Source organism: Brachybacterium sp. FME24 (assembly GCF_014897705.1).
Lineage (GTDB): Bacteria > Actinomycetota > Actinomycetes > Actinomycetales > Dermabacteraceae > Brachybacterium.
In genome coordinates this window covers 28871-54759 of sequence record NZ_JABUXV010000012.1, presented here as the reverse complement: position 1 = coordinate 54759, position 25889 = coordinate 28871, and the positions used below count along the sequence as shown (strand labels likewise).

General features: G+C 70.9%; 26 protein-coding genes and 1 riboswitch. Of the genes, 22 read left to right on the top strand and 4 right to left on the bottom strand.

Translation table 11 applies throughout. The annotated features are described in order from the left end of the window. Positions 1 to 8 precede the first annotated feature (8 nt). The 16 genes from idi (at position 9) to tenA (ending at position 16207) form a co-directional block, all read left to right on the top strand. On the top strand, positions 9 to 563 hold the full coding sequence (gene idi / locus INT51_RS14450; protein WP_370540813.1) for an isopentenyl-diphosphate Delta-isomerase: 555 nt from the start codon (positions 9 to 11) through the stop codon (positions 561 to 563). Continuing rightward, complete coding sequence (locus INT51_RS14445; RefSeq protein ID WP_193106030.1) at positions 560 to 1645, top strand: polyprenyl synthetase family protein; 1086 nt, start codon at positions 560 to 562, stop codon at positions 1643 to 1645. Before idi ends, INT51_RS14445 begins: the two co-directional genes overlap by 4 nt. Next, entirely contained in the window at positions 1642 to 3180 is a 1539-nt protein-coding gene (locus INT51_RS14440; protein WP_193106029.1) for an SDR family oxidoreductase, read from the top strand. Before INT51_RS14445 ends, INT51_RS14440 begins: the two co-directional genes overlap by 4 nt. After that, positions 3177 to 3983, top strand: a complete 807-nt coding sequence (locus tag INT51_RS22340) for a tryptophan-rich sensory protein (RefSeq protein ID WP_226832481.1) — start codon at positions 3177 to 3179, stop codon at positions 3981 to 3983. The genes INT51_RS14440 and INT51_RS22340 overlap by 4 nt, the downstream gene beginning before the upstream one ends. Next, positions 3980 to 4816, top strand: coding sequence for a phytoene/squalene synthase family protein (locus tag INT51_RS22335; protein ID WP_304502203.1), 837 nt, complete (start codon positions 3980 to 3982; stop codon positions 4814 to 4816). Before INT51_RS22340 ends, INT51_RS22335 begins: the two co-directional genes overlap by 4 nt. Then, positions 4813 to 6516, top strand: a complete 1704-nt coding sequence (gene crtI / locus INT51_RS14430; protein ID WP_193106027.1) for a phytoene desaturase family protein — start codon at positions 4813 to 4815, stop codon at positions 6514 to 6516. The genes INT51_RS22335 and crtI overlap by 4 nt, the downstream gene beginning before the upstream one ends. Beyond that, positions 6516 to 6848 (top strand): lycopene cyclase domain-containing protein, encoded by a 333-nt coding sequence (locus INT51_RS14425; RefSeq protein ID WP_193106026.1) that lies wholly within the window; start codon positions 6516 to 6518, stop codon positions 6846 to 6848. Before crtI ends, INT51_RS14425 begins: the two co-directional genes overlap by 1 nt. Further along, the gene (locus INT51_RS14420) at positions 6845 to 7153 is read left to right on the top strand and encodes a lycopene cyclase domain-containing protein (RefSeq protein ID WP_193106025.1); all 309 of its coding nucleotides are present in this window, start codon (positions 6845 to 6847) and stop codon (positions 7151 to 7153) included. The genes INT51_RS14425 and INT51_RS14420 overlap by 4 nt, the downstream gene beginning before the upstream one ends. After that, positions 7150 to 8034 carry a prenyltransferase gene (locus INT51_RS14415; protein ID WP_193106024.1) on the top strand — a complete coding sequence of 295 codons (885 nt, stop codon included), beginning with the start codon at positions 7150 to 7152 and terminating at the stop codon, positions 8032 to 8034. Before INT51_RS14420 ends, INT51_RS14415 begins: the two co-directional genes overlap by 4 nt. Positions 8035 to 8182: 148 nt before the next feature. Beyond that, positions 8183 to 9211 carry a LacI family DNA-binding transcriptional regulator gene (locus INT51_RS14410; protein WP_193106023.1) on the top strand — a complete coding sequence of 343 codons (1029 nt, stop codon included), beginning with the start codon at positions 8183 to 8185 and terminating at the stop codon, positions 9209 to 9211. Positions 9212 to 9534: 323 nt separating this feature from the next. Then, positions 9535 to 10839 (top strand): ABC transporter substrate-binding protein, encoded by a 1305-nt coding sequence (locus INT51_RS14405; protein ID WP_193106022.1) that lies wholly within the window; start codon positions 9535 to 9537, stop codon positions 10837 to 10839. Between the two features lie 77 nt (positions 10840 to 10916). Then, positions 10917 to 11894, top strand: coding sequence for a carbohydrate ABC transporter permease (locus tag INT51_RS14400; RefSeq protein ID WP_193106021.1), 978 nt, complete (start codon positions 10917 to 10919; stop codon positions 11892 to 11894). After that, the gene (locus INT51_RS14395) at positions 11887 to 12726 is read left to right on the top strand and encodes a carbohydrate ABC transporter permease (RefSeq protein ID WP_193106020.1); all 840 of its coding nucleotides are present in this window, start codon (positions 11887 to 11889) and stop codon (positions 12724 to 12726) included. The genes INT51_RS14400 and INT51_RS14395 overlap by 8 nt, the downstream gene beginning before the upstream one ends. A gap of 255 nt (positions 12727 to 12981) precedes the next feature. Continuing rightward, positions 12982 to 14097 carry a Gfo/Idh/MocA family protein gene (locus INT51_RS14390; RefSeq protein WP_193106019.1) on the top strand — a complete coding sequence of 372 codons (1116 nt, stop codon included), beginning with the start codon at positions 12982 to 12984 and terminating at the stop codon, positions 14095 to 14097. Positions 14098 to 14581: 484 nt separating this feature from the next. Further along, positions 14582 to 14674, top strand: a riboswitch (TPP riboswitch). A 178-nt stretch (positions 14675 to 14852) separates the two neighbouring features. After that, entirely contained in the window at positions 14853 to 15548 is a 696-nt protein-coding gene (locus INT51_RS14385) for a TenA family protein (protein WP_193106018.1), read from the top strand. Further along, entirely contained in the window at positions 15545 to 16207 is a 663-nt protein-coding gene (tenA, locus tag INT51_RS14380) for a thiaminase II (RefSeq protein WP_193106017.1), read from the top strand. Before INT51_RS14385 ends, tenA begins: the two co-directional genes overlap by 4 nt. 112 nt (positions 16208 to 16319) lie before the next feature. Here the strand turns inward: tenA and INT51_RS14375 are convergent, their stop codons facing one another. Further along, positions 16320 to 17729, bottom strand: a complete 1410-nt coding sequence (locus tag INT51_RS14375; RefSeq protein WP_193106016.1) for a NupC/NupG family nucleoside CNT transporter — start codon at positions 17727 to 17729, stop codon at positions 16320 to 16322. A gap of 188 nt (positions 17730 to 17917) precedes the next feature. Here INT51_RS14375 and INT51_RS14370 point away from each other — a divergent pair, with 188 nt between their 5' ends. Continuing rightward, positions 17918 to 19312, top strand: a complete 1395-nt coding sequence (locus INT51_RS14370; RefSeq protein ID WP_193106015.1) for a suppressor of fused domain protein — start codon at positions 17918 to 17920, stop codon at positions 19310 to 19312. A gap of 34 nt (positions 19313 to 19346) precedes the next feature. Here the strand turns inward: INT51_RS14370 and INT51_RS14365 are convergent, their stop codons facing one another. Then, on the bottom strand, positions 19347 to 20234 hold the full coding sequence (locus INT51_RS14365) for an alpha/beta fold hydrolase (RefSeq protein WP_193106014.1): 888 nt from the start codon (positions 20232 to 20234) through the stop codon (positions 19347 to 19349). Next, the gene (locus INT51_RS14360) at positions 20231 to 20911 is read right to left on the bottom strand and encodes a TetR/AcrR family transcriptional regulator (RefSeq protein ID WP_193106013.1); all 681 of its coding nucleotides are present in this window, start codon (positions 20909 to 20911) and stop codon (positions 20231 to 20233) included. Before INT51_RS14360 ends, INT51_RS14365 begins: the two co-directional genes overlap by 4 nt. A gap of 145 nt (positions 20912 to 21056) precedes the next feature. Here INT51_RS14360 and INT51_RS14355 point away from each other — a divergent pair, with 145 nt between their 5' ends. From INT51_RS14355 to INT51_RS14335, 5 genes are all read left to right on the top strand, one after another. After that, positions 21057 to 21488: a helix-turn-helix transcriptional regulator gene (locus tag INT51_RS14355; protein WP_193106012.1), complete on the top strand. Its 432-nt coding sequence runs from the start codon at positions 21057 to 21059 to the stop codon at positions 21486 to 21488. Between the two features lie 61 nt (positions 21489 to 21549). Further along, the gene (locus INT51_RS14350) at positions 21550 to 22668 is read left to right on the top strand and encodes an iron ABC transporter permease (protein ID WP_193106011.1); all 1119 of its coding nucleotides are present in this window, start codon (positions 21550 to 21552) and stop codon (positions 22666 to 22668) included. A 53-nt stretch (positions 22669 to 22721) separates the two neighbouring features. Continuing rightward, complete coding sequence (locus INT51_RS14345) at positions 22722 to 23759, top strand: ABC transporter substrate-binding protein (protein WP_193106010.1); 1038 nt, start codon at positions 22722 to 22724, stop codon at positions 23757 to 23759. Further along, positions 23735 to 24634: an ABC transporter ATP-binding protein gene (locus INT51_RS14340; protein WP_304502202.1), complete on the top strand. Its 900-nt coding sequence runs from the start codon at positions 23735 to 23737 to the stop codon at positions 24632 to 24634. Before INT51_RS14345 ends, INT51_RS14340 begins: the two co-directional genes overlap by 25 nt. After that, positions 24618 to 25358 (top strand): class I SAM-dependent methyltransferase, encoded by a 741-nt coding sequence (locus INT51_RS14335; RefSeq protein WP_193106009.1) that lies wholly within the window; start codon positions 24618 to 24620, stop codon positions 25356 to 25358. Before INT51_RS14340 ends, INT51_RS14335 begins: the two co-directional genes overlap by 17 nt. Here the strand turns inward: INT51_RS14335 and INT51_RS14330 are convergent. Then, the gene (locus INT51_RS14330; RefSeq protein ID WP_304502201.1) at positions 25324 to 25887 is read right to left on the bottom strand and encodes a CDP-alcohol phosphatidyltransferase family protein; all 564 of its coding nucleotides are present in this window, start codon (positions 25885 to 25887) and stop codon (positions 25324 to 25326) included. The two genes, INT51_RS14335 and INT51_RS14330, sit on opposite strands and share 35 nt — an antisense overlap. Between the last annotated feature and the right edge of the window lie 2 nt (positions 25888 to 25889).

Sequence of the window (25889 nt, the reverse complement as noted above, 5' to 3'; positions counted from 1 at the left end):
AGGTGCCGATGGAGATGGCAGAGACGGACCACGTGATCCTGATGAGCCCCGACGGCCGCGCCCGCGGCCTGATGCCTCGCGCCACCGTCCACAGCGCCACCACCCCGCTGCACCTGGGCTTCTCCTGCTACCTCCGGCGGGAGGACGGATCCGTCCTGCTCACCCGCCGCGCGCTGACCAAGCGCACCTGGCCGGGAGTCTGGACCAACTCCTTCTGCGGGCACCCGCGCCAGGGCGAATCGATGCCCACTGCCCTCGCCCGGCACGCCCGGCACGAACTGGGCATGGACGTGCGCGCAGTGCGCTCTGCCCTGCCCGATTTCCGGTATCGCGCCACGGATGTCTCCGGGGTGGTCGAGAATGAGATCTGTCCGGTGTTCCTCGCCGAGGCCGCAGGGGATCCGGTTCCGAACCCCGCCGAGGTGATGGACCTGCGATGGGTCTCCCCCACGGAGATCGACGAGCTCGTGGTTCTGGCCCCGTGGACGCTCAGCCCCTGGATGACCGCCCAGGTGCCGGCGCTTCGCGACCATTTCGACCCCACCCCCGGGAGAGCGACATGATCAGTGCGGACCGATGGGCGGTGGACCACGAGCTCACGAGGCTGCTGCGTCGCGGCGCCGAGCGCCCCGGCACCCTGCCGATGCGCGACCACGATGACCTCTGGGCGGCCTTCGCGCGCGCGGCAGAGGGTGGGAAGCGGTTCCGCCCGGCCTTGCTGGTCGCCACGCATCGCACCCTCGACGGGGCTCGTCCGGCGGCCGCCATCCAGGTCGCCGCCGCTCTCGAGCTCCTGCACACCGCCTTCGTGGTGCAGGACGACGTCATCGACGGCGACCAGGTCCGCCGCGGTGTCTCGACGCTGTCCGGCAGCTTCGCCCGCGGAGCGCGGGAGCAGGGCGTCCCCCGGGACGGCGCCCAGCGGTATGCGGACGCCGCCGGCATCCTCGCCGGCGATCTCGGCCTCCTCGCCGCCTACCGCGCGGTCAGCCGGTGCGATGCCCCCGACCCCGTCGTCGACCGCCTGCTCGACCTCTTCGAGAGCACGGTCCACGCCTCCGCGGCCGGCGAGCTCGCCGACGTCCGCCTGCAGCTCGGACTCTGCGATGACACCGCCGCCCTCCAGGACGCCCTCGCCGTCGCCGAGCTGAAGACCGCCACCTACTCCTTCCAGCTCCCCCTGCACGCGGGCGCCCTGCTGGCCGATGCGTCCCCCGATATCCTGACCGCCCTGGACGAGATCGGCGGGCTCCTGGGCATCGGGTTCCAGCTGTTCGACGATCTGCTCGGAGTGTTCGGCGACGAGGGCCGCACCGGCAAGAGCGCCCTCGGAGACCTGCGCGAGGGCAAGCGCACCACGCTGCTCGCGCACGCCTCGACCACCTCCGCGTGGCCCCAGCTGCAGCCTCTGGTCGGCCGCCCGGACCTCGACCAGGTTGATGCCCGGCAGGCCCGCGAACTCCTCACCACCTGCGGCTCCCGCGCCTGGACGCAGGACCTCGCACAGTGGCATCTGACCAGTGCCGTCGAGGCCGCCGAACGCCACGGCCTGCCGGCGCCTCTGGTGCGAGCCATGACCACCGCGACCCAGGAGATCCTCCGCGCCGCTGATCTCTCCTCCGCGAGAACAGGACAGCCCGCATGACCACGGCCTCCCCCGCCCCCTTGGTGCTGGTCACCGGTGCCACCGGTTATATCGGCGGCCGCCTGATCCCCGCCCTCCTGGATGCGGGCCTGCGCGTGCGCGCCATGGCTCGGCACCCCGATCGGCTCGACGGCCGCCCCTGGCGGGACGACGTCGAGGTCGTCGAGGCCGACGTCGAGGACCCCGCCAGCCTGCGTCGGGCCCTCGCCGACGTCGACGTGGCCTACTACCTGATCCACGCGATGGGCGGCGGGCGCAGCTTCGCGGGCCGCGACCGCACCGGGGCCCGCGCCTTCGCCGATGCCGCGGAGCACGCCCAAGTGGGCCGCATCGTCTACCTCGGGGGCATCTATCCCGAGGGCGAGAAGCTGTCCGCGCACATGGCATCCCGCAAGGAGGTCGGCGACATTCTCCTGGCCGGAGCCGTGCCCACAGTCGTGCTGCGCGCTGCCGTGATCCTCGGCTCCGGCAGCGCCTCGTTCGAGGTCATGCGGTACCTCGCTGAGCGACTGCCAGTGATGATCGCGCCGCGGTGGATCCACAACCGCATCCAACCGATCGCCGTGCGCGACGTGCTGCACTATCTCGTCGGTGCCGCCCGGGTCGAGGGCGAGCTGAACCGCACTCTCGACATCGCCGGGACCGATGTCCTCACCTACGCCGACCTCCTCCGGGCCTACGCGCGGGCCGCCGGACTGCGACCGCGTCGGATCCAGGCCGTCCCCGTCCTGACTCCGCGCCTGGCCAGTCACTGGATCGGTCTGGTCACCCCGGTGCCCACCGGGATCGCCCGACCTCTGGTCGAGTCGCTGATCCACGAATCGGTCGCCTCGGACTCCACCGTCCGCACCCTCATTCCCGACCCCGAGGGCGGACTGACGGGCGTGGACCGCGCCATCCAGCTTGCGCTGCACCGCATCCAGGACCTCGACGTGGCCACTGCCTGGCACTCCGCAGCGCCGGCGGGCGCGCCGTCGTCCCCTCTGCCCGAGGATCCGCAGTGGTCCGGCGGCGTCACCCGGGGCGACGAGCGCAGCCGCCGCGTCGAGGCCTCCCCGAAGACGCTGTGGTCGGTGATCGAGGGCATCGGCGGGGCGCACGGCTGGTACTCCTGGCGGCTCGGCTGGGTCACCCGCGGCCTCCTGGACCGCATCGTCGGCGGGCCGGGGCTGCGGCGCGGCCGACGCCACCCCCACCGGCTCTCCGTCGGCGAGGCCCTGGACTGGTGGCGGGTCGAGCGTCTCGAACCGGGGCGCCTGCTGCTTCTTCGCGCCGAGATGCGCGTGCCGGGCCGGGCCTGGCTGGAACTCGGGGTCGAGGCGGCGGACGACGGCGGATCCGTCCTGCATCAGCGCGCCGTGTTCCACCCCCATGGTCTGCTCGGCGACGCGTACTGGTGGGCCGTATGGCCCTTCCACGGCATCGTCTTCGGGGGCATGCAGCGCAACATCGCCCGCGCTGCCGAGAACGCCGCGGGCCCCGGACCCGACACCGCTGACCCCGCTGACCCCGCTGACGAGGAGAAGACCCCATGACCACCGCCCGCCCCGACGGCGACCCCGTCGCCCGCGCCTCGCTGCGGCGCCGCATCGCGGTCACCCTCAGCTTCCTCGTCGCGATGGTCGGCACCTCGATCGGCGTCGGCGCTTTCGGTGGGGACCCGATCGCCGAGGCCGCCGGCGGCCTGCTCGCCGCCGATGCCACTCACCTCTCGCCGGCCGGCTCCGCCTTCTCGATCTGGTCGGTCATCTACGTCGGGCTCGGTGCGTACACGCTGTGGCAGTGGTGGGATCCTCGCGACGAGCGAGGGATCGCGCGGCATGCGATCGCCTCGCTGCTGCTGAACGCCGCGTGGATCCTCGTGATCCAGGCAGGCTGGGTATGGCTCAGCGTGCTGGTGATCGCCGCACTGCTGGCGGTGCTCGCAGATCTGTTCCGCCGCACCACGGCGCGCCCGCCGCGCGGCCCCGTCGGCCGTCTCGTCGTCGACGGCACCTTCGGCCTGTACCTGGGCTGGGTGAGCGTCGCGGCCTGCGCGAACATCGCGGCCGCACTGGCCGGTTCCGGGTTCAGAGGATTCGGCATCCCCGCAGTGATCGCGGTCGCGGTGCTCGCCGTCGTCGCCGTCGTCGGGGTGGCTCTGTGCGTCGCCGGGCGTCGACCCATCGCGGCCCCGCTCGCGATGATCTGGGGCCTGGTGTGGATCGCCGTCGGCCGGGCGAGCGACCAGCCGCACTCGCCGACCACTGCCGTCGCCGCCGGCCTGGTGGCCGCCGTCATCGCGATCGCCGCCCTGGCGCAGTGGCGCCGCCGCACCCCGAACGGCGCGCGAGCGTGACCCGCTACGACCGGGTCGCGCAGCAGAGCGCGAGATGCGTGATCGCCGGCTACTCGACGTCGTTCGGCTGGGCCTCCAGGCTCCTGGACGAGCCGGTGCGCACCCACGTGCGCAGCATCTACGCCCTGGTGCGAGTCGCCGACGAGACCGTGGACGACCCGGATCCGCAGCTCACCGCCCCGGTGCGCGCGCAACTGCTCGACGCCCTCGAGGCGGAGACCGCGCAGGGCCTGGACCTCGGGCGCAGCACCAACCTGGTGGTACAGGCCTTCGCCATCACGGCCCGGACATACGGGATCGGGCCGGAACTGATCGCCCCGTTCTTCGCCTCGATGCGCGCCGACCTCGAGGTCGCCGAGCATGACCAGGAGAGCCTGGACCGCTACGTGCACGGCTCCGCCGAAGTGGTGGGGCTGATGTGCCTGCGCGTCTTCGTCGACGGGGACGACGATTCCTACGCGCGTCTGCTCCTGCCCGCGCAGAGCCTCGGCGCCGCATTCCAGAAGGTGAACTTCCTGCGCGACCTCGCCGAGGACCACGACCTCCTGGGGCGCACCTACTTCCCGGGGCTGGACCCTGCCGCCTTCGACGACGCGCACCGGGACGCGCTGCTGGACGAGATCGACGCCGACCTCCACGTCGCCGCCACCGCGATCCCCCACCTGCCGGCGAGCAGCCGTCGCGCCGTCGCCGCCGCCCATGGCCTGTACCGGGCTCTGTCGCGGCGACTGCGCGCGACCCCCGCCGCCCAGATCCGCCGCTCCCGAGTCCGGGTCCCCGAGCGCGAGAAGGCCCAGATCCTCGCCCGCGCCCTCCTCGGGGCCCGCCCATGAGCGCCGCGCCCGCCCGCACCGCGGTCGTCATCGGCGGCGGCATCTCCGGACTCGCGACCGCCTCCCTGCTCGCCCGCGACGGCTACCAGGTCGATCTCGTCGAAGCCCGCGAGGTGCTCGGCGGCCGTGCCGGCTCCTGGGAGCAGGCCGGCTTCCGCTTCGACACCGGCCCCTCCTGGTACCTGATGCCCGAGGTGTTCGACCACTACTTCCGCCTGCTCGGCACCTCCGCCGCCGAGCAGCTCGACCTGCGGCCGCTGGATCCCGGGTACCGGGTGTTCTTCGAGGGCCACGAGGATCCGATCGACATCCGGGCCTCCGCCGCGCGCAACGCCGACACCTTCGACGCGATCGAACCGGGCGCGGGACGGCGACTCGCCCAGTACCTCGACTCCGCGGGGCGCACCTACGACATGGCTCTGGAGCGCTTCCTGTACACCTCGTTCACCTCCGCGCTCCCCTTCCTCTCCCCGCGCGTCGCGACGAAGGCACCCCAGCTGCTGTCCCTGCTCACCCAGCCGCTCGACCGTTTCGTCGCACGGCGGTTCCGGGACCCGCGACTGCGACAGATCCTCGGCTACCCCGCGGTGTTCCTGGGCTCGTCACCGGACCGTACGCCGAGCATGTACCACCTGATGAGCGCCTTGGATCTGACCGGCGGGGTGCAGTACCCGCAGGGTGGATTCGCCCGCCTGATCGACGTGATGGTCGACCTCGCCGCGCAGCAGGGCGTGCGCCTGCACACGGCGACCCGGGCCACGCGGGTCCTCACCGCCCCGGGCGAGCGGCGCATCGGGCGGGCCTCACTCAGTCAGCAGGAGAGACGGGACCGTCGGCCGCGCGCGAGCGGCGTGGAGGTGCAGGGCGCCGACGGGACCCGGCGCACCCTGAGCGCGGACGTCGTCGTCGCGACCGCCGATCTGCACCACGTGGAGACCACGATGCTGCCTCCTGAGCTGCAGACCTACCCGGAGTCGTGGTGGCAGCGCCGCGTCAGCGGCCCGGGCGCGGTGCTGGTCCTGCTCGGGGTACGGGGGAAGCTGCCCCAGCTCGCGCATCACAGCCTGCTGTTCACCAGCGACTGGCGCGAGAACTTCACAGCGATTCGCGACGGGCGCGTCCCCTCTCCGGCCTCGACCTACGTGTGCCGGCCCTCGGCGACCGACCCCTCCGTCGCGCCGGCGGGGCACGAGAACCTGTTCGTGCTGGTCCCGGTCCCGGCGGATGCAGGTCTCGGTCACGGCGGGGTGGACGGCGCCGGCTCCGCGGCCGTGGAGCGCATCGCCGACGACGCCATCGCACAGATCGCGGCCAGGGTCGGCGTGCCCGATCTGGCCGACCGTGTGGTGGTGCGACGCACGATCGGCCCAGCGGACTTCACCACCGATCTCGGGGCCTGGCGCGGAAGCATGCTCGGGCCCGCGCACACGCTGGGTCAGAGCGCGTTCTTCCGCGCCGGCAACGCCTCCCGTCGCATCGACGCGCTGCTCTATGCCGGCTCCAGCACGATCCCCGGGGTCGGCCTGCCGATGTGTCTGATCAGCGCGGAGCTCGTCGCCAAGCGGCTGCGAGGGGACCGCTCGTCGTCCCCGCTGCCCGAGCCGCCGGCCACGGCGGGCAGCGGCGGACAGGGACATCGTGGGACCGGCGGCATCGGGGCAGGCACTGCCGGGGCGGGCAGTGCCGGGGCAGGCGCATGATGCCCGGCCTCTACCTCGCGGCACTGCTGGTCCCGACGTTCTGCATGGCCCTGCTGGACCGCCGGTTCCGCCTCGTGCTGTGGCGGGCTCCGCGACGCGCCGTCCTCACGCTCTGCATCGGCATCGGCTTCTTCCTGGCCTGGGATCTCGCCGCGATCGCCGCCGGTCACTACGGGATCGGGGAGAGCTCGGCGATGACCGGGCTGATGCTGGCCCCGGAGCTGCCGATCGAGGAGCTCGTCTTCATCGCCTTCCTCAGCTACACGACCCTGGTGCTGTGGGCGCTCCTCGCCACGGCGGCGCGCCGACGATCCGCGACGGAGGACCGATGACCTACGCCGCTCTCGCCGCCGTGTTCCTGATCCCTCCCGTCCTGATGACCGTGACCGCCGCCGTGGTGCGCCGCCCCGGCAAACGCTGGTGGGCCGTGACCGCGGCGACCGTTCTGGTGCTCCTGGCCCTCACCCTCATCTTCGACACCGTGATGATCGCGGCAGATCTGTTCCGCTTCGAGGAGTCCCTGCTCAGTGGCGTGATGCTCGGCCTGGTCCCCGTCGAGGATCTGGCGTGGCCGGTCGCGGCCGGACTGCTGCTGCCCTCGCTGTGGCTCCTGCTCACCCCGACGGAGGCCCGATGACCGCCGCGACCGCCGCCCCCGGTATGGCCCGCCAGCTCCTGGGCACCTCCCGCCCGCTGAGCTGGATCAACACGGCCTACCCCTTCGCTGCGGCCTATCTCCTGGCCGGTGGACAGATCACCGCGACGCTGGTGCTCGGGACGGTGTTCTTCCTGGTCCCGTACAACCTGCTCATGTACGGCATCAACGACGTCTTCGATCACGAGTCGGACCTCCGCAATCCCCGCAAGGGCGGGGTCGAGGGCATCGTCCTGGACCGTCGCTGGCACACGGCCACCGCGTGGGCGGCCGGCCTGCTGGCGGCGCCGTTCGTGCTGGCGCTGATCGCATGGGGAAGCATCGCCTCCACGCTCATCCTGACCGTCGTGCTCGCCGCTGTGGTGGCATACTCAGTGCCCGGCCTGCGGCTGAAGGAGCGTCCGGTGCTCGACTCGGTCACCTCGTCGACGCACTTCGTCGGCCCCGCCGCCGTGGGACTCGCCCTCACCGGGGCGCCGTGGGGAGCCACCGCCCTCGCCGCCCTGTCCGCCTTCTTCCTGTGGGGAATGGCATCGCACGCCTTCGGTGCCGTGCAGGACATCGTGCCGGACCGCGAGGCCGGGATCGGCTCGATCGCGACCGTCCTGGGCGCGCACAGGACGGTGCTCCTCTCGAGCGGACTGTACGCCGGGGCCGGGGCGGTCATGCTCACCACGGGCTGGCCGGCGGCGCTCGCGTCACTGCTGGTCATCCCGTACGTCGTCAGCATCTGGCGCTATCGGGGCCTGACCGACGAGCACAGCGCCCAGGCGCACCCCGGATGGCGACGCTTCCTCGGCATGAATCTCGTCGCGGGGTTCCTGCTCACTCAGCTGCTGATCTGGATCCTGCTGCGAGGCTGAGAGATACCGGGACCCACGCTCCCCCACGGCCCGGACCAGACCTGGGATCTATCATGTGCGCATCCAGCGGCCGTGCCGACCAGCGGCGACCACTGCGCTGGAGATCCTCACGCTCGGCGGTCCCGCCGCCCGACCCGGAAGCAGTCCCATGCCGCGGAAGTCCTCACGCCCCACCGTCGCCACGATCGCGCATGACCTCGGCATCTCCCCCGCCACCGTGAGCTACGCGCTCAACGACAAGCCTGGCGTCAGCGCCGCCCTGCGCAGTCGCGTGCTCGAGCACGCCCAGCAGGTGGGCTGGACGCCGCATTCCGGCGCCCAGGCCCTGCGTCGAGGTCGCAGCGGAAACATCGGACTTGTGCTGGTCAGAGATCCGGAGGAAGTATCCCGGGAGCCGTTCTACTCCTCGGTGACGGCGGGCATCGAGTCGGCGACCTCCGCCCACGGCTACGAGCTGCTGATCCGATTCGTGCGCGGAGGCGCCGACGAGGAGTCCGATGTGTTCCGCACCTGGTCCCATCAGCGCCGGGTGGATGGCGTGGTGCTCCTGGACCTCGCCGAGGACGACCATCGGCCGGCCGTGCTCGAGGCCCTGAACATGGACTTCTCGATGCTCGGCCACTACTGCGGGCCCGAGTCCTTCGCGAAGGTCACGACCGCGGAGGCCGAGGACGCCCGCACCGTGGTCGAGCACGTCCTCGCGCAGGGGTACGACGGGTTCATCCAGCTCACCGGCCCGTCCGAGTACGCCCATGAGCGGCGCCGGCTCGAGCTGCTGGCCGAGCTGTCCGGCGAATACGGGGTCCCCCACTCGCACGCCTCCGGCGCGTACACGATCGATGCCGGCCTCGCCGCACTCGAGGCCTCCGACCTCCACCTCAGCAATCGGCCCGCCGTGATCGCCTCGAGCGACCTGATCGCGATCGGGGCCCTGCGCGGAGCTCTGCGCCAAGGCGTCGTGATCCCCACGGAGCTCGGGCTGGTCAGCTGGGACGACTCGCTGATCGCCGAGCTGACCTCCCCGGCCATCACCGCGCTCGCCCGCCGCCCCTTCGACATGGGCCGCAGCGCCGGTGACCTGCTGATCCGACAGATCAGGGGGGAGATCCAGGAGCGCTCGGTGCTGCAGATCGACCCGGCCACGCTGATCCCCCGCGAATCCACCGGCACCGTCTGAGCCCTCCGGGCCGTCGTCGGCCGTGGACCGCCGCCCGGTGCCCGCAGGCCACCGGGCGGCAGGCAACAGGCAGCGGAGGGCGTGCATCCGGCTAGGCAGTGCGACGCCCACACCACGGCGTCGTCACGCACCGCCATAGGGCGTCACACACCGTGACCGCTCCGTGACGTTACCCCGTTGACAGTCGCGCTCAGCCGTTGCCATACTCGCCGAATCGATTAAGTTCGAATCGATTAAGCAGTCTGGCGTGATGCCCACGAGGGCGCCCGCCTCCCCCGCTCTCACCGCTCACCACCCACGACGGTGCACCAAGGAGTCTTTCGATGCGACGACGCACACTTCTGACCGCTGCTCCCCTCGCCGCTGCCGGTATGGCCGGCCTTGCTGCCTGCGGCTCCGGCTCCGGCGGCTCCAATGAGAGCCCCGACTCGTTGACCTACTGGGCCTCCAACCAGGGCACCAGCCTCGAGAACGACAAGGAGATCCTCACCCCTGTCCTCGAGCGGTTCACCGAGGAGACCGGTATCGCCGTGGACCTCGAGGTGATCGGCTGGGCCGATCTCCAGACCCGCATCCAGACCGCCATCACCTCCGGTCAGGGCCCCGACGTGGTCAACATCGGCAACACCTGGGGCGTCAGCCTCCAGGCCACCGGCGGGCTCCTCGACCTCGGTGACGAGCAGTTCGAGGCGCTCGGCGGCCGCGACCGCTACGTCCCGGCGGCACTGGCCACCGGCGGCGCGGTCGACACCGACCCCACCTCGATCCCGCTGTACGGCCTGGCCTACGGCATGTACTACAACGTGCAGATGTTCGCCGACGCCGGCATCGAACCGCCCACCACCTGGGAGGAGATGGTCGAGGCCGCCAAGGCGCTGACCGACGAGGACGCCGGCGTCTACGGCATGTCCCTGGCCGCGGGCTCCTATACGGAGAACAACCACTTCGCGTTCATCAACGCCACCCAGAACGGCGCCTCGCTGAACACCGAGGACGGCAAGCCCTCCTTCACCGAGGACGGCGTCGTCGACGGCATCATGCGCTACCTCGACCTCATGCAGGAGCACAAGGTCGTCAACCCCTCCAACGCGCAGTTCGACAACGGCACCAAGTCCGTGACCTCCTTCGCCAACGGCGAGGCGGCGTTGATCATCAACCAGAACAACGCCCACGCCACCATCGAGTCCAACGGCATGAGCGCTGACCAGTTCGCGGCGATCCCGTTCCCCGCCCCGGCCGACGCCGTCGACGACTGCGCCTCGCACCTGGCCGGCATCAACCTCGCGATCATGAAGGACACCGAGAACGTCGACGGCGCCCTGCAGTTCCTGAACTTCATGACCTCCGAGGAGTCCCAGGCGGAGCTGGGCGAACCCTTCGCCTCACTGCCCGTGCTGGTCGATGGTGAGCCCACCTTCACCGACGACACCGAGCAGGCAGACATGTTCATGGAGATCTACGGCGAGCGCGCCGAGCCACTGCCGCTGGTGCCGTGGGAGGACCAGTTCGAGACCTCCGTCGGCCAGGCCATGAACACCATGTTCGCCACCATCGCCACCGGCGGAACCGTCACCCGTGACGATGTCGTCGTCGCCATGCAGACCGCGCAGGACTCGATCCGCGCCTGAGGTGCACTGCGGCCGACGGGGAACCACTCCCCCGTCGGCCGCCGCACGTCCCGCGCCGCCTCGAAGAGAAGAGCCCCATGCCCAGCAAGACTGCCCCGGAGAGCACCAGGACGCCTCCGCAGAGTGCTGACCGGCCGGCGCCGCGCCGCCCGCGCCGCCACCTGTTCCCGTACCTGATCCTCGCGCCCGCAGTGATCCTCGAACTGCTGATCCACATCGTCCCGATGGCCACCGGGTTCTGGATGAGCTTCGTCGAGCTCACGAAGTTCTTCATCCGCCGCTGGACGGAGGCGCCCTTCGCCGGCCTGGAGAACTTCCAGATCGCGATCGACCTCAACACCCCCGTCGGCCAGGAGTTCCTGAACTCCTTCCTGGTGACCCTCGCGTTCACCGCGCTCGTGGTGGGCATCAGCTGGACTCTCGGCATGGCCGCCGCGGTCGCGCTCCAGCGACCCTTCCGGGGCCGCGGCGTGTTCCGCACCCTGTTCCTGATCCCCTATGCCCTGCCGCTGTACGCCTCGGTGATCACCTGGAACTTCATGCTCCAGCGGGACACCGGCGCCGTGAACCACTTCCTCGTGAACCAGCTGGGCATCCTGGACTCCGCCCCGTTCTGGCTGATCGGCGACAACGCCTTCATCTCCGTGGTGGTCGTCGCGATCTGGCGGATGTGGCCCTTCGCCTTCCTCATGTTCATGGCCGGCCTGCAGTCCATCCCCGGAGAGCTCTACGAAGCCTCCGCGATGGACGGTGCCACCCCCATGCGCCAGTGGCGTTCGGTGACCCTGCCGATGCTGGCCCCGGTCAACCAGACCATGCTACTGGTGATGTTCCTGTGGGTGTTCAACGACTTCAACACCCCGTACGTGCTGTTCGGGACGGCGCAGCCACCGGCCGGCGACCTCATCAGCTTCCACATCTACAACTCCTCGTTCCTGTCCTGGGACTTCGGCGTCGGCAGCGCGATGAGCGTGCTCCTGCTGCTGTTCCTGCTGGCGGTGTCGTTGGTGTACCTCTACTTCACCCAGTGGAAGAAGGAGAAGAACAATGCGTGAGACCGTCGGAGAGAAGATCTTCCGCGCCATCGTGCTGGTCGGTCTCAGTGTGTTCGTGGCCGTGCCGCTGTACGTCATGATCACCACCTCGATGAAGCCGCTGGGCGATGTGCAGGCCGGGTTCTCTTGGATCCCCACCCGCATCACCGTCGAGCCGTTCGTCGAGATGTGGTCGACGGTGCCGCTGGCGCGCTACTTCATGAACTCGCTGATCGTCACCTCGGTCGCGACCCTGTTCAGCGTCGCCGTCGCGACCCTCGCCGCCTACGCCGTCTCCCGCTGGCGATTCCGCGGCCGCGGCCCGTTCATGACCACGGTGCTGTCCACCCAGATGTTCCCCGGCGTGCTGTTCCTGCTGCCGCTGTACCTGATCTTCGTGAACATCGACGCGACCTTCGGGGTGCCGCTGGTGGGCACCCGCATCGGCCTGATCATCACGTACCTGACGTTCTCGCTGCCGTTCGCGATCTGGATGCTGGTGGGCTACTTCGACGGCATCCCGAACGAGCTGGACCAGGCCGGCAAGGTCGACGGCGCCAGCAATCTCACCATCCTGCTGCGCATCATCCTGCCCGCTGCCCGCCCCGGCATCGTCGCGGTGGCGATCTACGCCTTCATGACGGCCTGGGGAGAAGTGCTGTTCGCCTCCGTGCTGACGACGGAGGAGACCCGCACCTTGGCCGTCGGTCTGCGGCAGTACGCCACGCAGACCAACGTGTACTGGAACCAGGTCCTCGCTGCCTCGCTCGCGGTGTCGATCCCGGTGGTCGTCGGCTTCCTGATGATGCAGAAGAACTTCGTCGCAGGCCTGACCGCCGGCGCCGTGAAGTAACGCCCCACCCGCCCAGACTCTGGAAGCCTCCGCGGGCATTGCACTCGACGTGATCGAGTTGGGCGCGCACGACCAGCATGTCGGCGGCCTGGTCGAAGCCGTCGGGCCTCGCTCGCGGACCGTCGCACCCTCTCTCGACCCGGCTCCCGCGCCCGGCTCGGCCCCGCAGAACTCGCAACCGCAACCGCAACCGCACTCGCACTCGCACTCGCACTCGCACTGACAGCTCACCCCACTGCACGAAGGAACTCACCTGTGAACTCCCAGAACTCCTCTGGCCCCGTCGGCGTCGGCATCATCGGCGCCGGAACCATCTCCGGTCAGTATCTCGAGAACCTGACGTCCTTCCCGGACATCGCCGTGCACATCATCGGCGACCTGTTCCCCGAGGCCGCCGCGAAGCGCGCCGAGGAGTTCTCCGTCCCCGCCTCCGGCACCACGCAGGACGTGCTGGATCACCCCGAGGTCGAGATCGTCATCAACCTGACGATCCCCACCGCGCACGCCGAGATCTCCCAGGCCATCGTCGCCGCCGGCAAGCACGTGTGGACCGAGAAGCCGATCACCACCGATCCGGCCGACGCGAAGACCCTGCTCGAGGCGGCCGACGCCGCGGGCGTGCGCGTGGGCGGCGCCCCGGACACGGTGCTCGGCGCCGGTATCCAGACGGCCCTGCGCACTCTGCGCGACGGCACGATCGGCACCCCCGCCAGTGCGCTGACGCTGTTCCAGACCCCGGGCCCGGAGGACTGGCACCCCAACCCGGCGTTCCTCTTCCAGGAGGGGGCGGGGCCGCTGTACGACATCGCGCCCTACTACGCGACCACCCTGGTGCTCGCCCTCGGTCCGGTCACGAGCGTCTCCGCCGCCGGTTCCAAGGCGCGCGAGCAGCGCACCATCGGCTCGGGCCCGAAGGCCGGCGAGGTCTTCGACGTCACCGTGCCCACGCAGGTCTCGGCGCTGCTGCGCTTCGCCTCGGGCCAGAACGCGACCGTGCTGCTGAGCTTCGACTCCCCCCACAAGCGGGCCGGCTTCGTCGAGGTCTACGGCACCGACGCCACGCTCGCCTTCCCCGACCCCAACGTCTTCGACGGCGACTCGGCGCTGACCGTCTACCGCGGCGACGAGCCGACCCCGGTCCCGGCCACCGGCGCCACCACCGGCCGCGGCCTGGGCGTGCTGGAGATGGCACGGGCGATCCGCGCCGGTGTCCCCCACCGTGCGCAGGGCGAGATCGCCGCGCACGTCCTGGACATCATGGTCGCCATCGAGACAGCCATCGACGAGGGCTCGATCGTCGAGGTGAACTCCACCTTCGCCGAGGTCGAGCCCATGCCCGCCGACTTCGATCCCTTCACCACCACCCTCTGACGCAGACTCTGGAAGGGCCCCGCCCCGGGGCACGACCACCCGGGGCAGGGCCCGCCTCAGCTGCCACCCGCGCCCCTCACCTGCCACCACCGCGCACCATTGCGACCATACGCACGTCTTGCCGCTCGCAAAGCCTGCGCAAGGTCACAACGCCCGTCGACGAGGCGGCCTTTGAGCAGTAGTCCACCCTAAGAGCCGCACCCCGGGGCAGACCCTCCTCATCCGCGATGCGCGCGCCCCCGCTGCCACCTTCGCGCGCTGTTGTGACCATGCGCAGGTCTTGCCACTCACAAAACCTGCGCAGGGTCACAACGGCCTTCGACGACGCTCTCGAGCAGCATTCCAGCCGGGCCGCGAGGCGTCGCGCTCCCCGCGGGCAGCCCGGCGGCGAGGCGTCGCGCTCCCCGCGGGCAGCCGGGCTGAGCCGGAACCTGTGCCAACGGCGGACACCGTTTCGGATACCGGGACGGGCGCGATACGGTCTCACCACGACACGGGGTGCCCCATCGGGGCTGAGAACACACCCGCCGAACCTGATCGAGCTCACACTCGCGGAGGGATGTCATGGATGAGCGTCGCACTGCTCGCACCATCACGCCACACTGCACCGTCATGCACCGTCATGCCTGCACCTCCTCACACCGTCATGCCCACACGGCATGGCTTCTCGAGCGTGCTCGTCTCGTCGGCGGGCCCCACGTCGTTCCGGCTGCGAGAGACGCATCCGGGTCACCGACCGAGGAGGAGAGCTCCCCATGAGCACGTCATTCACCCGCTCCCTGCGTGAGGGCAGCGACCCCACCTGGGCGTCCGCCACCGGGCACCGCTTCGTCCACGAACTGCACGACGGGTCGATCGCCGACGACGTCATGGCCGGGTACCTGATCCAGGATCATCGCTTCCTCGACAGCTTCCTGGCGCTGCTCGGGGCCGGGGTCGCGTCGGCGAACACGTTCGAGGCGCGTCTGCGGCTCTCGCAGTTCGTGGGAGAGGTCGCCGGGGACGAGAACACCTATTTCCTGCGGTCCTTCGACGCCCTCGGAGTCACCGCGACCCAGCGCGAGAGCGTCCCGAACACGGCTGCGACCGACGGCTTCCTCGCCGTGTTCCACGATGCCGCCGAGACGCGCGACTACGCGGCGATCCTCGCCGTTCTGCTGGTCACCGAGTGGCTGTACCTGGAGTGGGCAGCGGCCGCGCCCCGCCCACTTCCCGAGTACTTCGTGCACGCCGAGTGGATCACTCTGCACGACGACCCCGGCTTCGTGGGCTTCGTGGACTTCCTGCGCAGCGAGCTCGATGCGGTGGGCCCGTCGAGCGCTGAGAGGGCGCGGGAGTTCTTCGACCGCACTGTGCAGCTCGAGCTGGACTTCTTCGACCAGTCGTACCAGCACCCCGTGAACGCGACGCAGGCCCATGCGCCGGCTCAGCAGGGCGGGGGCACCCGATGAGCCTGATCGAGGATCTCAAAGCGGCGGCCGTGCCGGACTGGGAGGCCTATACCCGCCACGGTTTCGTCGAGCAGCTCGGGGCCGGGACGCTGCCGCTGCCCGCGTTCCAGGACTACCTGGTGCAGGACTATCTGTTCCTGCTCCAGTTCGCCCGCGCCCACGCCCTGGCCGCCTACAAATCGCGCAGCCTGGCCGAGCTCGCGGCGTCGTCGTCGGCGCTGTCCTCGGTCCTGTCCGAGACCGCGCTGCATGTGCGCCTGACCGAGCAGTGGGGCATAGAGCGCGCGAGTCTCGAGGCCGCCCCCGAGAAGCTCGCGACGATCGCGTACACCCGGTACGTGCTGGACTGCGGGCAGCGCGGCGACCTGCTGGAGCTGAACGTGGCCCTCGCCCCGTGCACGATCGGGTACGCCGAGATCGGTGAGCGCCTCGCACCCCGGCTCGCCCAGCACACGGACCATCCGTACCGCGCATGGATCGGCGAGTACGCGAGCGAGGGTTTCCAGAGGGGCGCTCGCGAGGCGGTCGAGCATCTGGACGCTCTGGCGCAGGGATCCCTCAGTACCCAGCGGTTCGCGGAACTGACCACGGTGTTCCGCACCGCCACGCGACTCGAGACCGATTTCTGGCAGCAGGCGCTGGAGGACAGCGCCCGCTGAGCCCCGCACCAGTCGGTGGAAGGGAATGCTCGCCGCACGCCTCGGGCGAGTCGCTGACGCAGCACCGGCCCGTTCACTCCGGGCGGGTTCTCTCCCGGAGCGCCGCGACCGCTCAGACCAGCAGGACCCCGGCGATCGCGGCGCTCATGAGGTTCGCGAGGGTGCCGCCGAGGATCGCCTTCAGTCCCAGCTGGGCGATCTCGGAGCGGCGGCTCGGGGCCAGGCCGCCGAGGCCGCCCAGCAGGATGCCCAGCGAGCTGAGGTTCGCGAAGCCGGTGAGCGCGAAGGTGGTGATCACGGCGGTCTTCTCGCTGAAGCTGCCGATCTCGGGGCCGAAGCCGGCGAAGGCGACGAACTCGTTGACCACGACCTTCTGGCCCACGTAGCTGCCGGAGCTCACGGCCTCGCCCCAGGGAACCCCGATCATCGCCATGACCGGTGCGAACAGCCACCCGAGGATCTGCTGGAAGGTCAGGTCCCCGACGCCGAACCAGCCGCCGACGGTACCGATCAGCAGGTTGATCACCGCGATCAGAGAGATGAAGGCGAGCAGCATGGCGCCGACGGTCGCGGCGAGTCTGAGGCCGTCGGCGGCACCCCCGGCAGCGGCGTCGATGACGTTGCTGTACCGCAGTTCCTCGAGCTCGTCATCGGCTTCGTCCTCGGTGGCTGCGGACGTGGACTCGTCCCGGTCCGTGGTCTCCGTGCCGGCCGATACCCCCTCGTCAGCGGTCACGGTGGCCCCATCAGCCGTCCCCGCCCCGGCCGCGCTCGACCCGTCGGCGTCCGCACCCGCTCCCCGGCGCTTCGAGGACGTGCTGCTCGCCGCGACCAGCTCCGCCTCGCGCGCCACCGCGTCGGGATCGTCCTCCGGCACCAGGATCTTGGCCATCAGCAGGGCGCCCGGGGCGGCCATGAAGCTGGCCGCGATGAGGTACTCCAGGGGCGCGCCGAGCAGCGAGTAGCCCACGAGCACCGACCCGGCCACCGTGGACAGCCCGCCCACCATCACCGCGAACAGCCCCGATCTCGAGAGTCGCTTGATATAGGGGCGGATCACCAGCGGCGCCTCGGTCTGGCCCACGAAGATGTTGGCGGCGGCGTTGACGGACTCGGCGTGGCCGGTGCCGAGCACCTTGCCCAGGCCGCCGCCCAGCAGGGCCACGAACTTGGGCAGGATCTTCCAGTGGTAGAGCACGGCGGTCAGCGAGGCGAAGAAGATGATCACCGGCAGCACCTGGAGGGCGAAGATGCTGCCTTCTCCTTCTGCCGGCAGCAGCGGCCCGAACAGGAAGGCGATGCCTTCGCTCGAGGTGTCGATGACGGCTTGGAAGCCGGTGGACACCTTCTCGAGCGCCCATTGACCGGGTCCCCAGTACAGGACCATGACGCCCAGCCCCAGCTGCAGGGCGAACGCTCCCGCCACGGTGCGAAGTCGAATCGCCCGACGGTTGCTGGACAGGGCCACGGCGATCAGCAGGAGTCCTGCCATCCCGCCGATCCCCCAGAGCAGGTCGACCATCGCACTCACCTCGCAGTCGTGGATCGGGAACATGACGCAGTCGTGCGCGCCAGTGTAGGAGCCATCGCCGCTCGGTGCGGCCTTCAGCGGGACCCACTCCGGCAGCGCCCGACGGGAGGGACGGTTTCTCCTCGGCTGCGATCCACGCGAGGATGAGGGCACCGAGCACCACGACCGACGGAGGCCCCATGAGCGAGACGCCCGGACCTGACGAAGCGCACCACGACGCGCACCAGCAGGCGCTGCTCGCGCATCTGAGCGGGGTCCTCGGCCAGGAGTACGTCGTCGCCACCGAGAGGACCGTCGAGGGTATCGCGCTGGACCTGGCAGTCTTCGCTCCGTCGGAGCAGTTCCCGCATCCCACGCTGGTCACGCTCGGGATGTCCCAGCGCCCGATGACCGCGCCCGGCGGCGAGCAGGAGGTCCGCCTCGAGCTGCTGATCGGCCTGCCCGCCGGGTGGCCGGGCATCGACCCGCCGGACCCGGAGCTGCTGGAGGACCCCGCGAACTCCTGGCCGGTGCGTCTGCTCACCGACACCGCCCGGATCCCCAGCACGGACGGCTCGTTCCTGGACTGGGGCCACAGCATCACGAACAACGGCGAGCGCTATGACGGATCGGCCCCGTTCACCGGCGCGCTGATCGGCCCACCCTATGGATACCCGCCCCAGCTCATGAATGCCTCCACCCCTGCCGGCGGCGTGCAGATCCTCGCGGTGCTCCCGGCCACCGCAGCGGAGCTGGCGGCGAAGGTCTCCGTGCCCTCCGGGGGCGACATGGTGCTGGGCCGGCTCGCGCAGGCCGGCGTCACCGCAGTGCTCGACCCGTCCCGCGAGTCGGTCACCGGCCCGGCGCCGTGGCATGTCCACGTGCTGCTGGCCGAGCATGCAGAGCATCTGGGCGAGGTGCTCGAGGGCGTGCTGCCGAACATGGCCTCGCAGCTCGGTTCCCAGGGCATCGATGAGTTCGTGCTGCCCGTCGGCCAGGAGCCGCTGCGCTGGCGAGTGGGTGGCCGGCTCGCCCCGTCGGCGGTGGAGGAGGATCTTGCGCTCGCGGCCCTGCCCGAGGAGGACCATACGACTCTGCGCAGAGCGGTCGCGGAGCACGGTGGCGTGCTGACCCTCTCGCCGCAGCGTCCCGGCGACGGCGAGACCGTCTCCGGGGCGGCGGCGATGGTGGCGATGCTGGTCGAGGCCGGCAAGGTTGCTGCGATCTGGCTGCCGTACCAGAACCACCTGGTCCTGCCGGCGCAGTTCGTCGCGGATATCGACGCCGAGAGGCCGACGATGTGCCGGGTGCATCTCGAGCCACTGGCCGACGGGAGCGTCGCGGTGATGACCCATGGGCTCACGGCGCTCGGCGGTGCGGAGGTGCTGTTCTCCGCGCCGGATCTGTCGCTGCGCGAGCACACCCAGCTCCTGGACCGCCTGCTCGTCGAGGGCGCCGAGCGGGTCGCTGCGGCGCCGAAAGCAGGGCAGAGCGCGCGTCTGGGTTCCGAGACCTACACGGTGCGAACCGGCGTGCACCGCGACAGCGGCCAGGAGATCCTGGAGATGGTCGCGGAGCAGGCAGCCGCGAACTAGGACGACAGGGGGCGAGTGCCCTGCGACCCGCGCCTCACGCCCGCCCGGCGAAGAAGTCCCGGGCCAGGGCGCCGAGTTGCTCGGGCTGATCGTAGGGCAGCAGGTGCCCGGCGTCGGCGACGGAGACGTAGCGGGAGTCCGGGGTGACTGCATGGGCGGCGGCCATCTCCTCGTCGGTGATCAGCGGGTCGTCGGCCCCGTGCACCCACAGTGTCGGGACTGCCAGCCCGGCCAGCTCCTCGATGCGGCCGAAGCGGGTGCGCAGCGGGCCTATCCAGTCGATCTGCCAGTCGTCCAGGGCGCGTTCGGCGAAGCGGTGCTTCTCCCGCGCCTCCTGGATGGCGAGAAGCGAGATCCGCTCGAAGCCCGGGGTCGCTGCCCCGCGGGACAGCCCGGAGGCGAGGCTGGTGCGGAGGTACCCGGGGAAGCGCGCCAGCACCCAGCTGAGCAGGCGCAGGAAGCCGGGAGTGTTCACGGTGGCCCAGGTCAGTAGCTGATGGGGTCGTCTCTCCCCGAGCCCGCCGGGGTTCACAGGGATCAGGGCGCTGACCCGCTCGGGATGGTCGAGGGCGAAGCGATACCCGACGCCGCCGCCCATCGACAGCCCCATGATCGCGACCCGTTCGAGGTCGAGGGCATCGAGCAGGGCCGGGAGGAACCGGCGGTAGAACTCGTCCCCGAGCGTTCCCGTCCAGGGGCGGCTGCCGCCGTGCCGGGGCATGTCGAGGACGTACACGCGGTGGTCCTCGCGCAGCGCGGGCAGCACGTCGTGCCAGATCCCCTCGGCGGTGTCCAGCATCGCCCCGTGCAGCAGGAGCACGGGCGGGCCGTTCGCTCCCGCCTGGTGCACGCGGACGGGGCCGCCGAGCACGGTGAGGTCGATGTGGCTGTCGAAGACGCGGTGACCGGCGGTGTCGCTCATGGCTGCCCCAGGTGGTCGAGTTGGGTCTCCAGGCGTTCCAGCAGGGCGAACTGGGCCGCGCGGGCGGCATCGTGGTCCGCTTCCTGGCCGGGGTCGAGCCCGCGGCCGACGAGGCGGGCGAACAGGTCCACCGTGTCCCGCAGCGTCTGCTCGGAGACGGGCCCGAGGGTGTCCGGGGCGCTCAGCAGGCCCAGGGTGAAGACACCGAGCACATGCCCGAGGGTGGCGCGGTCCACCTCGGTCGTGATCACTCCGGCCGCCTGCAGGTGCGCGATGTAGTCGCCCAGCCAGTCCATCCGCTGCAGGTAGCGCCCACTGTCGACGGTGCGCACGTGCTCCCCCAGCACTGCTTCGTCGCCGAGGTGGAGGGCGCGCAGGAGGGGCTCGGCGAGCAGTTCCTCGAGGCCGATGCGGTAGACGGTCGGCAGGTCGATCAGCCCGGGCGTGTGCGTGACGCGGCGGTGCACGGCGGCGGTGAGCACGGCCATGGCCCGCAGCAGGACGGCGTCCAGGATCTCGGCCCGGTTGCGGAACTCGAGGTAGACGGCGCCCTTGCCGATCCCGGCGGTGGCGGCGATCTGCGCCACGGAGGTCGCGGGCCATCCGTGCGCGAGGGCGAGGGCGCGGGCCGCGTCGAGGATCCGGTCCCGGCGGTCGGGGATGCGCGGTCGCGGCACGATCCCTCCTCTCGTAGTGACCATTATCTATTATCTAGTCACTACACCGTAGCCGCCGACGGCGGACTCCGTCCAGAGTCGCGAGCAGACCGACCTTCGCACCGGCGCCCTGCGAGGGCCGGCCGGGCCCGGGTAGGTTGACGCCATGGACCTCGATCACCCCGTGCACGTGCGGGCCGACGCTGCCGACCCGGCCGATGAGCACCTCGTCCAGGAGCTCTCGGGCCTGCTGGCCGCGGTGAACGGATTCGAGCAGCTGGCCGAGCGCATGGCCCTGCTCTCCGACCAGCGCCGGCTGCGGATCCTGTTCTGCATCCACGCCCACCCCGGCGTGCGCAGCTCCGACATCGCCCGGGTGACCGGGGCGAGCGACTCCACCACCTCGCACGCCCTGGCGCTGCTGCGTGAGGCCGGGTGGGTACGGGCGGCGCGCTCGGGCCGCGAGGTGCGCTACGAGCTGGCCGACGAGTTCGTCCACGACCTCCTGCATGAACTGGGCTCGGACCACCTGCCCGGGGTCCACCACCACGAGCACGCGCCTGCCTCGACTCCCCGGACAACCAGCGGCACGATCTGACCTGACCCGGAGAACACTTGTAGAGTGCTTCAAGTAATTCTCCGGAAGGACTGGACGCCCCATGGCGGCACCGACGCGCTCCCCTGCAGTGCAGACGCCCCGCGGCACGCGCCGTGAGCGCACCCCCGACACCCTCGGCGTACGCTCCCGTGCCCGCCGCTCCGCTGCCGTCCTCGCCGCGCTCGCCCTCCTCACCGCGGCCAGCCTCCTGCTCTGCATCGGCATCGGGCCGGTGCCGATCTCCGCCGGCACGACCGCGCAGGTGATCGCCGGCCATCTCCCTCTGCCCGCTGCGGCTCCCGTGGATCCGGCCACCGACGCGATCATCTGGACGGTTCGCCTGCCGCGGGTGCTGATGGGAGCCGCCGTCGGCGCCTGCCTCGCGATCTGCGGCGCGGCGCTGCAGGCGATGGTGCGCAACATGCTGGCCGACCCGTACATCCTCGGGGTCTCCGGCGGCGCGTCCACCGGAGCGGCGGCCGCGATCCTGTTCGGCCTCGGGGCGGCGATGGGCGAATACGCGCAGTCCGTCCTGGCCTTCGCCGGGGCGCTCGGTGCAGCGCTGCTGGTCTTCGCCATCGCCCGCACGGGCGGCCGGGTGACCTCGCTGCGCCTGCTGCTGTCCGGCGTGGCCGTCGGCTACGCGCTGACAGCCGTGACCAACCTGCTGATCTTCTCCTCCGACTCGGCCGAGGGGTCCCGTTCGGTGATGTTCTGGATGCTGGGCTCCCTGTCCCTGGCTCGCTGGAACGCGTTCCTGCTGATCGCGGTGCTCGCCGCGGTGATCGGGGTGGCCGTGATGATGCTGGGCGCCCGCACGCTCGACGCCCTCAGCGCCGGCGACGAGATCGCCCACGGCCTGGGCATCTCACCGGACCGCGCCCGCATCGGCTTCCTGATCGTGGTCTCGCTGTGCACTGCCGCGGCGGTCGCCGGCGCGGGGTCGATCGGCTTCGTGGGCCTGGTGATCCCGCACCTCGCGCGCCGCCTGGTCGGGGCCCGGCACCGCGCGCTGATCCCGGCCAGCGCCCTGCTCGGCTCCCTGTTCCTGCTGTGGGCCGACGCCCTCGCGCGCCTCGTCATGCAGCCGCGCGAACTGCCCATCGGTGTGATCACCGCGGCGATCGGCGCCCCGTTCCTGCTGATCCTGGTGCGCCGTCTGTACGCGCGCCAGCCCTGACCCGACCCGACCCGACCCGACCCGACCCGACCCGACCCGAGAAGAGAATCCCGATGAATCTGCCCGCCATCCGTCATCCGGCCGTCGGTCCCGTGGGCCGACGTGCGGTTCTCGCGGGCCTGGCCGGGATCATCGGGATCACGGCGAGCGCGTGCAGCAGTGCCGGCGGCAGGCCCACCGCGGAGGGCAGCGGCCCCGAAGGCTTCCCGCTCGAGCTCACCAACTGCGAGGCCACGCTGAGGTTCGAGGCCCCGCCGGAGCGGATCGTGCTCCTGGAGTCGGCTCCCGTGACGATGCTGGACGGGATCGGTGTGCTGGATCGGGTGGTCGCCCGTGCCGGGGCGTTCCCTCCCGGGTACTACGAGCAGGAGCTCGATGCCCGGGTCGAGGCGATCACGACGCTCTCCGAGGACATCGACCCCTCCGGTCACCTGCAGATCTCCCAGGAGGTGGTGCTCGCCCAGTCGCCGGACGTCGTGTTCGGACTGCCGGACGGAGTCACCCGGGAGGTGCTGGCGGAGGCCGGCGCGCAGGCGATGGTCCAGGACATCTACTGCGGCACCGAGGGCGATCGCGCGAGCTTCGAGACGCTCTACTCCACGGTCGCCACCTACGGCACGATCTTCGACCGCACCCAGGAGGCGGAGGACCTGACCGCCGCGCTCCGGGACCGGGTAGCCGCGGTCAGCGAGTCCGTGAAGGGCCTTGCCACGAAGTCCGCCGCGGTGCTGTACCCCTCGCTCGGCGGCGGCCCGCTGTACACCTACGGCGCCGGCTCCATGGTGACCGCCCAACTGGATGCGCTGGGCCTCGAGAACGTCTTCGCCGACACCGCCGAGCGAGTGTTCGAGATCAGTGCGGAGCCGCTGCTGGCCGCCGATCCCGACGTGCTGATCGTGCTCTACCAGGGCGAGGGCGACGGCAGCGACGTCACAGCGGAGATGACCGATCAGGATCAGCTCTCCGGGGTGCGCGCCGTGCAGGACCAGGCCGTGCTGCCGCTGCTGTTCAACTTCGCCGAGCCGGCCTCTGCGCTGGTGGTGGACGGGCTGGAGAGGATCCACGAGTGGCTGCTCGAGATCGACGGATGAGTTCCGGGGCCGACGGCCGTACCGGCGGGCCCCGCGCCTCGCGGACCACGCCTGTCCTCGAGGCCCGCGATCTCAGGCACGCCTTCGGCCCGAAGCCCGTGCTGCGCGGAGTGGACCTGTCGGTCTCGGCGGGGGAGATCGTCGGCCTCGTCGGCCCGAACGGCAGCGGCAAGACCACCGCCCTGCGGATCCTGCACCGCGAGCTCGTGCCCGATGCCGGGACGGTGCTGCTGGAGGGCCGCGATCTGGGCGGCTATGCCGGGCGCGAGCGAGCACGACGGATCGCGGTGATGGCGCAGGAGATCGCCGGGGATGTGCCGCTGACCGTGGCGGACGTGGTGCTGCTGGGCCGCATCCCTCATTCCAGCACCTTCGGCTCGACGTCCGATACGGACCTGCAGATCGCATCCCGGGCCCTCGAGGACTCCGGTGCCCTGCACCTGGCCCGCCGCGAGTTCGGCCTGCTCTCCGGCGGGGAGAGGCAGCGGGTGCTGATCGCCCGGGCGCTCGCCCAGCAGCCGCATCTGCTGCTCATGGACGAGCCCACCAACCATCTCGACATCGGCTCCCAGCACCACGTGCTGCAGATCGTCCGTTCGAAGGGTCTGGCGACCATCGTGGTGCTGCACGACCTGAACCTCGCCGCCCGCTACTGCGATCGCGTGATCGTCCTGGCGGACGGCCGGATCCGTGCCGAGGGCCCTCCCCGCGACGCGCTGCCCGCGAGCCTGGTCAGCACCACCTACGCGGTCGCCGCCGAACGCGCCACAGCCGACGACGGCACCCCCCAGTTCCTGTTCCGCGGCCAGGAGACCCCCTCTCCCCCTCCCGCCGACACCACCTCCGAGGAGCCCGACGATGACGTACGCCGCTGACCCCGTCCAGGAACGCTGGAACGAGTACTGGACCCGATATGCGGCCGAGTACGACGAGCACCAGGCTTCACGCCTCGCCCTCCCCGCGGAGCGCGAGACCTGGTCACGGGTCTGGGCGCAGGTGCTCCCCGAGGGCACCTGCACGATCCTCGATGCGGGCACGGGCAGTGGGAACGTCGCCCTGCTGCTCGCGGGCGCCGGGCATGAGGTGACCGGGATCGATCTGGCCACGGGCATGCTCGAGCAGGCGCACGCCAAGAGCGCGGACCACCCGACCCCGCCGACGTTCCTGCTCGGCGATGCCGTGGATCCGCCCTTCGCGCCGGGCTCCTTCGACGCGATCGTCTCGCGGTATCTGCTGTGGACCCTGCGTGATGCCCCGTCGGCCCTCGCCCGCTGGTACGAGCTGCTGCGGCCGGGCGGCGTGCTGGTGGCGGTGGACGCCCCGTGGTTCGAGGACGGGGAGTCTATGCCTCGCGGCACTGATCGGCAGATCCATTTCGCGACGGCCTACGACGAGGCCGCCTTCGGGCGCCTGCCGTTCGGGCGCGCGAACGCGCAGCGGATCGTCGCCGACTGGGAGAGCGCGGGCTTCGTGGACGTGCGCGCCGATCCCCTGCCCGAGGTGCTCGAGCTGGACCGTGCCCACGGTGTGGCCCCGGGTCACTCCCCGCAGCTGCAGCACCGCATCAGCGGGCGTCGGCCGGAACGGAACGAGCGCTGACCACATAGCCGATGCTGGCGAGGAGATGCAGCGCGACCCCGATCCACATCAGGACGAGCACCGCCGGAACGACGCCCGGTGCCCACGCTCCGGCCGCGGCAAGGAGGAGCACGGCGGACATCAGCACCGCCGTGCGCACCTTCCCGATCCGGGAGACCCCGATCCCGCCGCGCATGGCCTCCCTGCCGGCGAGCGCGGTGGCCACGACATCGCCCGCAGCGATCACGAGAAGCACCGACCAAGGCAGCAGCCCGGTCAGCGCCAGCGACACGACGATCCCGATCAGCCCGATGCGGTCGGCGACCGGGTCAAGGATCTCGCCCGTTCGGCTGGTCTGGTGCAATCGGCGGGCGAGCATCCCGTCGAGCCAGTCCGTCGAGGCCCACACCAGCAGAAGGATCACCGAGAGGGCGTCGGGCCCTTTGTCCACGAGCATCCAGCACACCGGCAGCAGGAGCACGAGCCGCAGGAGCGTGAGGGCATTGGGGATCGTCACCCAGTCCGGGCGCACCGGCCGCTCGGTGCTCACAG

Excerpts from the sequence above, each read along its gene's own strand:
- idi (WP_370540813.1), top strand. The coding sequence starts at position 9 with ATGGAGATGGCAGAGACGGACCACGTGATCCTGATGAGCCCCGACGGC.
- INT51_RS14445 (WP_193106030.1), top strand. The coding sequence starts at position 560 with ATGATCAGTGCGGACCGATGGGCGGTGGACCACGAGCTCACGAGGCTG.
- INT51_RS14440 (WP_193106029.1), top strand. The coding sequence starts at position 1,642 with ATGACCACGGCCTCCCCCGCCCCCTTGGTGCTGGTCACCGGTGCCACC.
- INT51_RS22340 (WP_226832481.1), top strand. The coding sequence starts at position 3,177 with ATGACCACCGCCCGCCCCGACGGCGACCCCGTCGCCCGCGCCTCGCTG.
- crtI (WP_193106027.1), top strand. The coding sequence starts at position 4,813 with ATGAGCGCCGCGCCCGCCCGCACCGCGGTCGTCATCGGCGGCGGCATC.
- INT51_RS14425 (WP_193106026.1), top strand. The coding sequence starts at position 6,516 with ATGCCCGGCCTCTACCTCGCGGCACTGCTGGTCCCGACGTTCTGCATG.
- INT51_RS14420 (WP_193106025.1), top strand. The coding sequence starts at position 6,845 with ATGACCTACGCCGCTCTCGCCGCCGTGTTCCTGATCCCTCCCGTCCTG.
- INT51_RS14415 (WP_193106024.1), top strand. The coding sequence starts at position 7,150 with ATGACCGCCGCGACCGCCGCCCCCGGTATGGCCCGCCAGCTCCTGGGC.
- INT51_RS14410 (WP_193106023.1), top strand. The coding sequence starts at position 8,183 with ATGCCGCGGAAGTCCTCACGCCCCACCGTCGCCACGATCGCGCATGAC.
- INT51_RS14405 (WP_193106022.1), top strand. The coding sequence starts at position 9,535 with ATGCGACGACGCACACTTCTGACCGCTGCTCCCCTCGCCGCTGCCGGT.
- INT51_RS14400 (WP_193106021.1), top strand. The coding sequence starts at position 10,917 with ATGCCCAGCAAGACTGCCCCGGAGAGCACCAGGACGCCTCCGCAGAGT.
- INT51_RS14395 (WP_193106020.1), top strand. The coding sequence starts at position 11,887 with ATGCGTGAGACCGTCGGAGAGAAGATCTTCCGCGCCATCGTGCTGGTC.
- INT51_RS14385 (WP_193106018.1), top strand. The coding sequence starts at position 14,853 with ATGAGCACGTCATTCACCCGCTCCCTGCGTGAGGGCAGCGACCCCACC.
- tenA (WP_193106017.1), top strand. The coding sequence starts at position 15,545 with ATGAGCCTGATCGAGGATCTCAAAGCGGCGGCCGTGCCGGACTGGGAG.
- INT51_RS14375 (WP_193106016.1), bottom strand. The coding sequence starts at position 17,729 with ATGGTCGACCTGCTCTGGGGGATCGGCGGGATGGCAGGACTCCTGCTG.
- INT51_RS14370 (WP_193106015.1), top strand. The coding sequence starts at position 17,918 with ATGAGCGAGACGCCCGGACCTGACGAAGCGCACCACGACGCGCACCAG.
- INT51_RS14365 (WP_193106014.1), bottom strand. The coding sequence starts at position 20,234 with ATGAGCGACACCGCCGGTCACCGCGTCTTCGACAGCCACATCGACCTC.
- INT51_RS14355 (WP_193106012.1), top strand. The coding sequence starts at position 21,057 with ATGGACCTCGATCACCCCGTGCACGTGCGGGCCGACGCTGCCGACCCG.
- INT51_RS14350 (WP_193106011.1), top strand. The coding sequence starts at position 21,550 with ATGGCGGCACCGACGCGCTCCCCTGCAGTGCAGACGCCCCGCGGCACG.
- INT51_RS14345 (WP_193106010.1), top strand. The coding sequence starts at position 22,722 with ATGAATCTGCCCGCCATCCGTCATCCGGCCGTCGGTCCCGTGGGCCGA.
- INT51_RS14335 (WP_193106009.1), top strand. The coding sequence starts at position 24,618 with ATGACGTACGCCGCTGACCCCGTCCAGGAACGCTGGAACGAGTACTGG.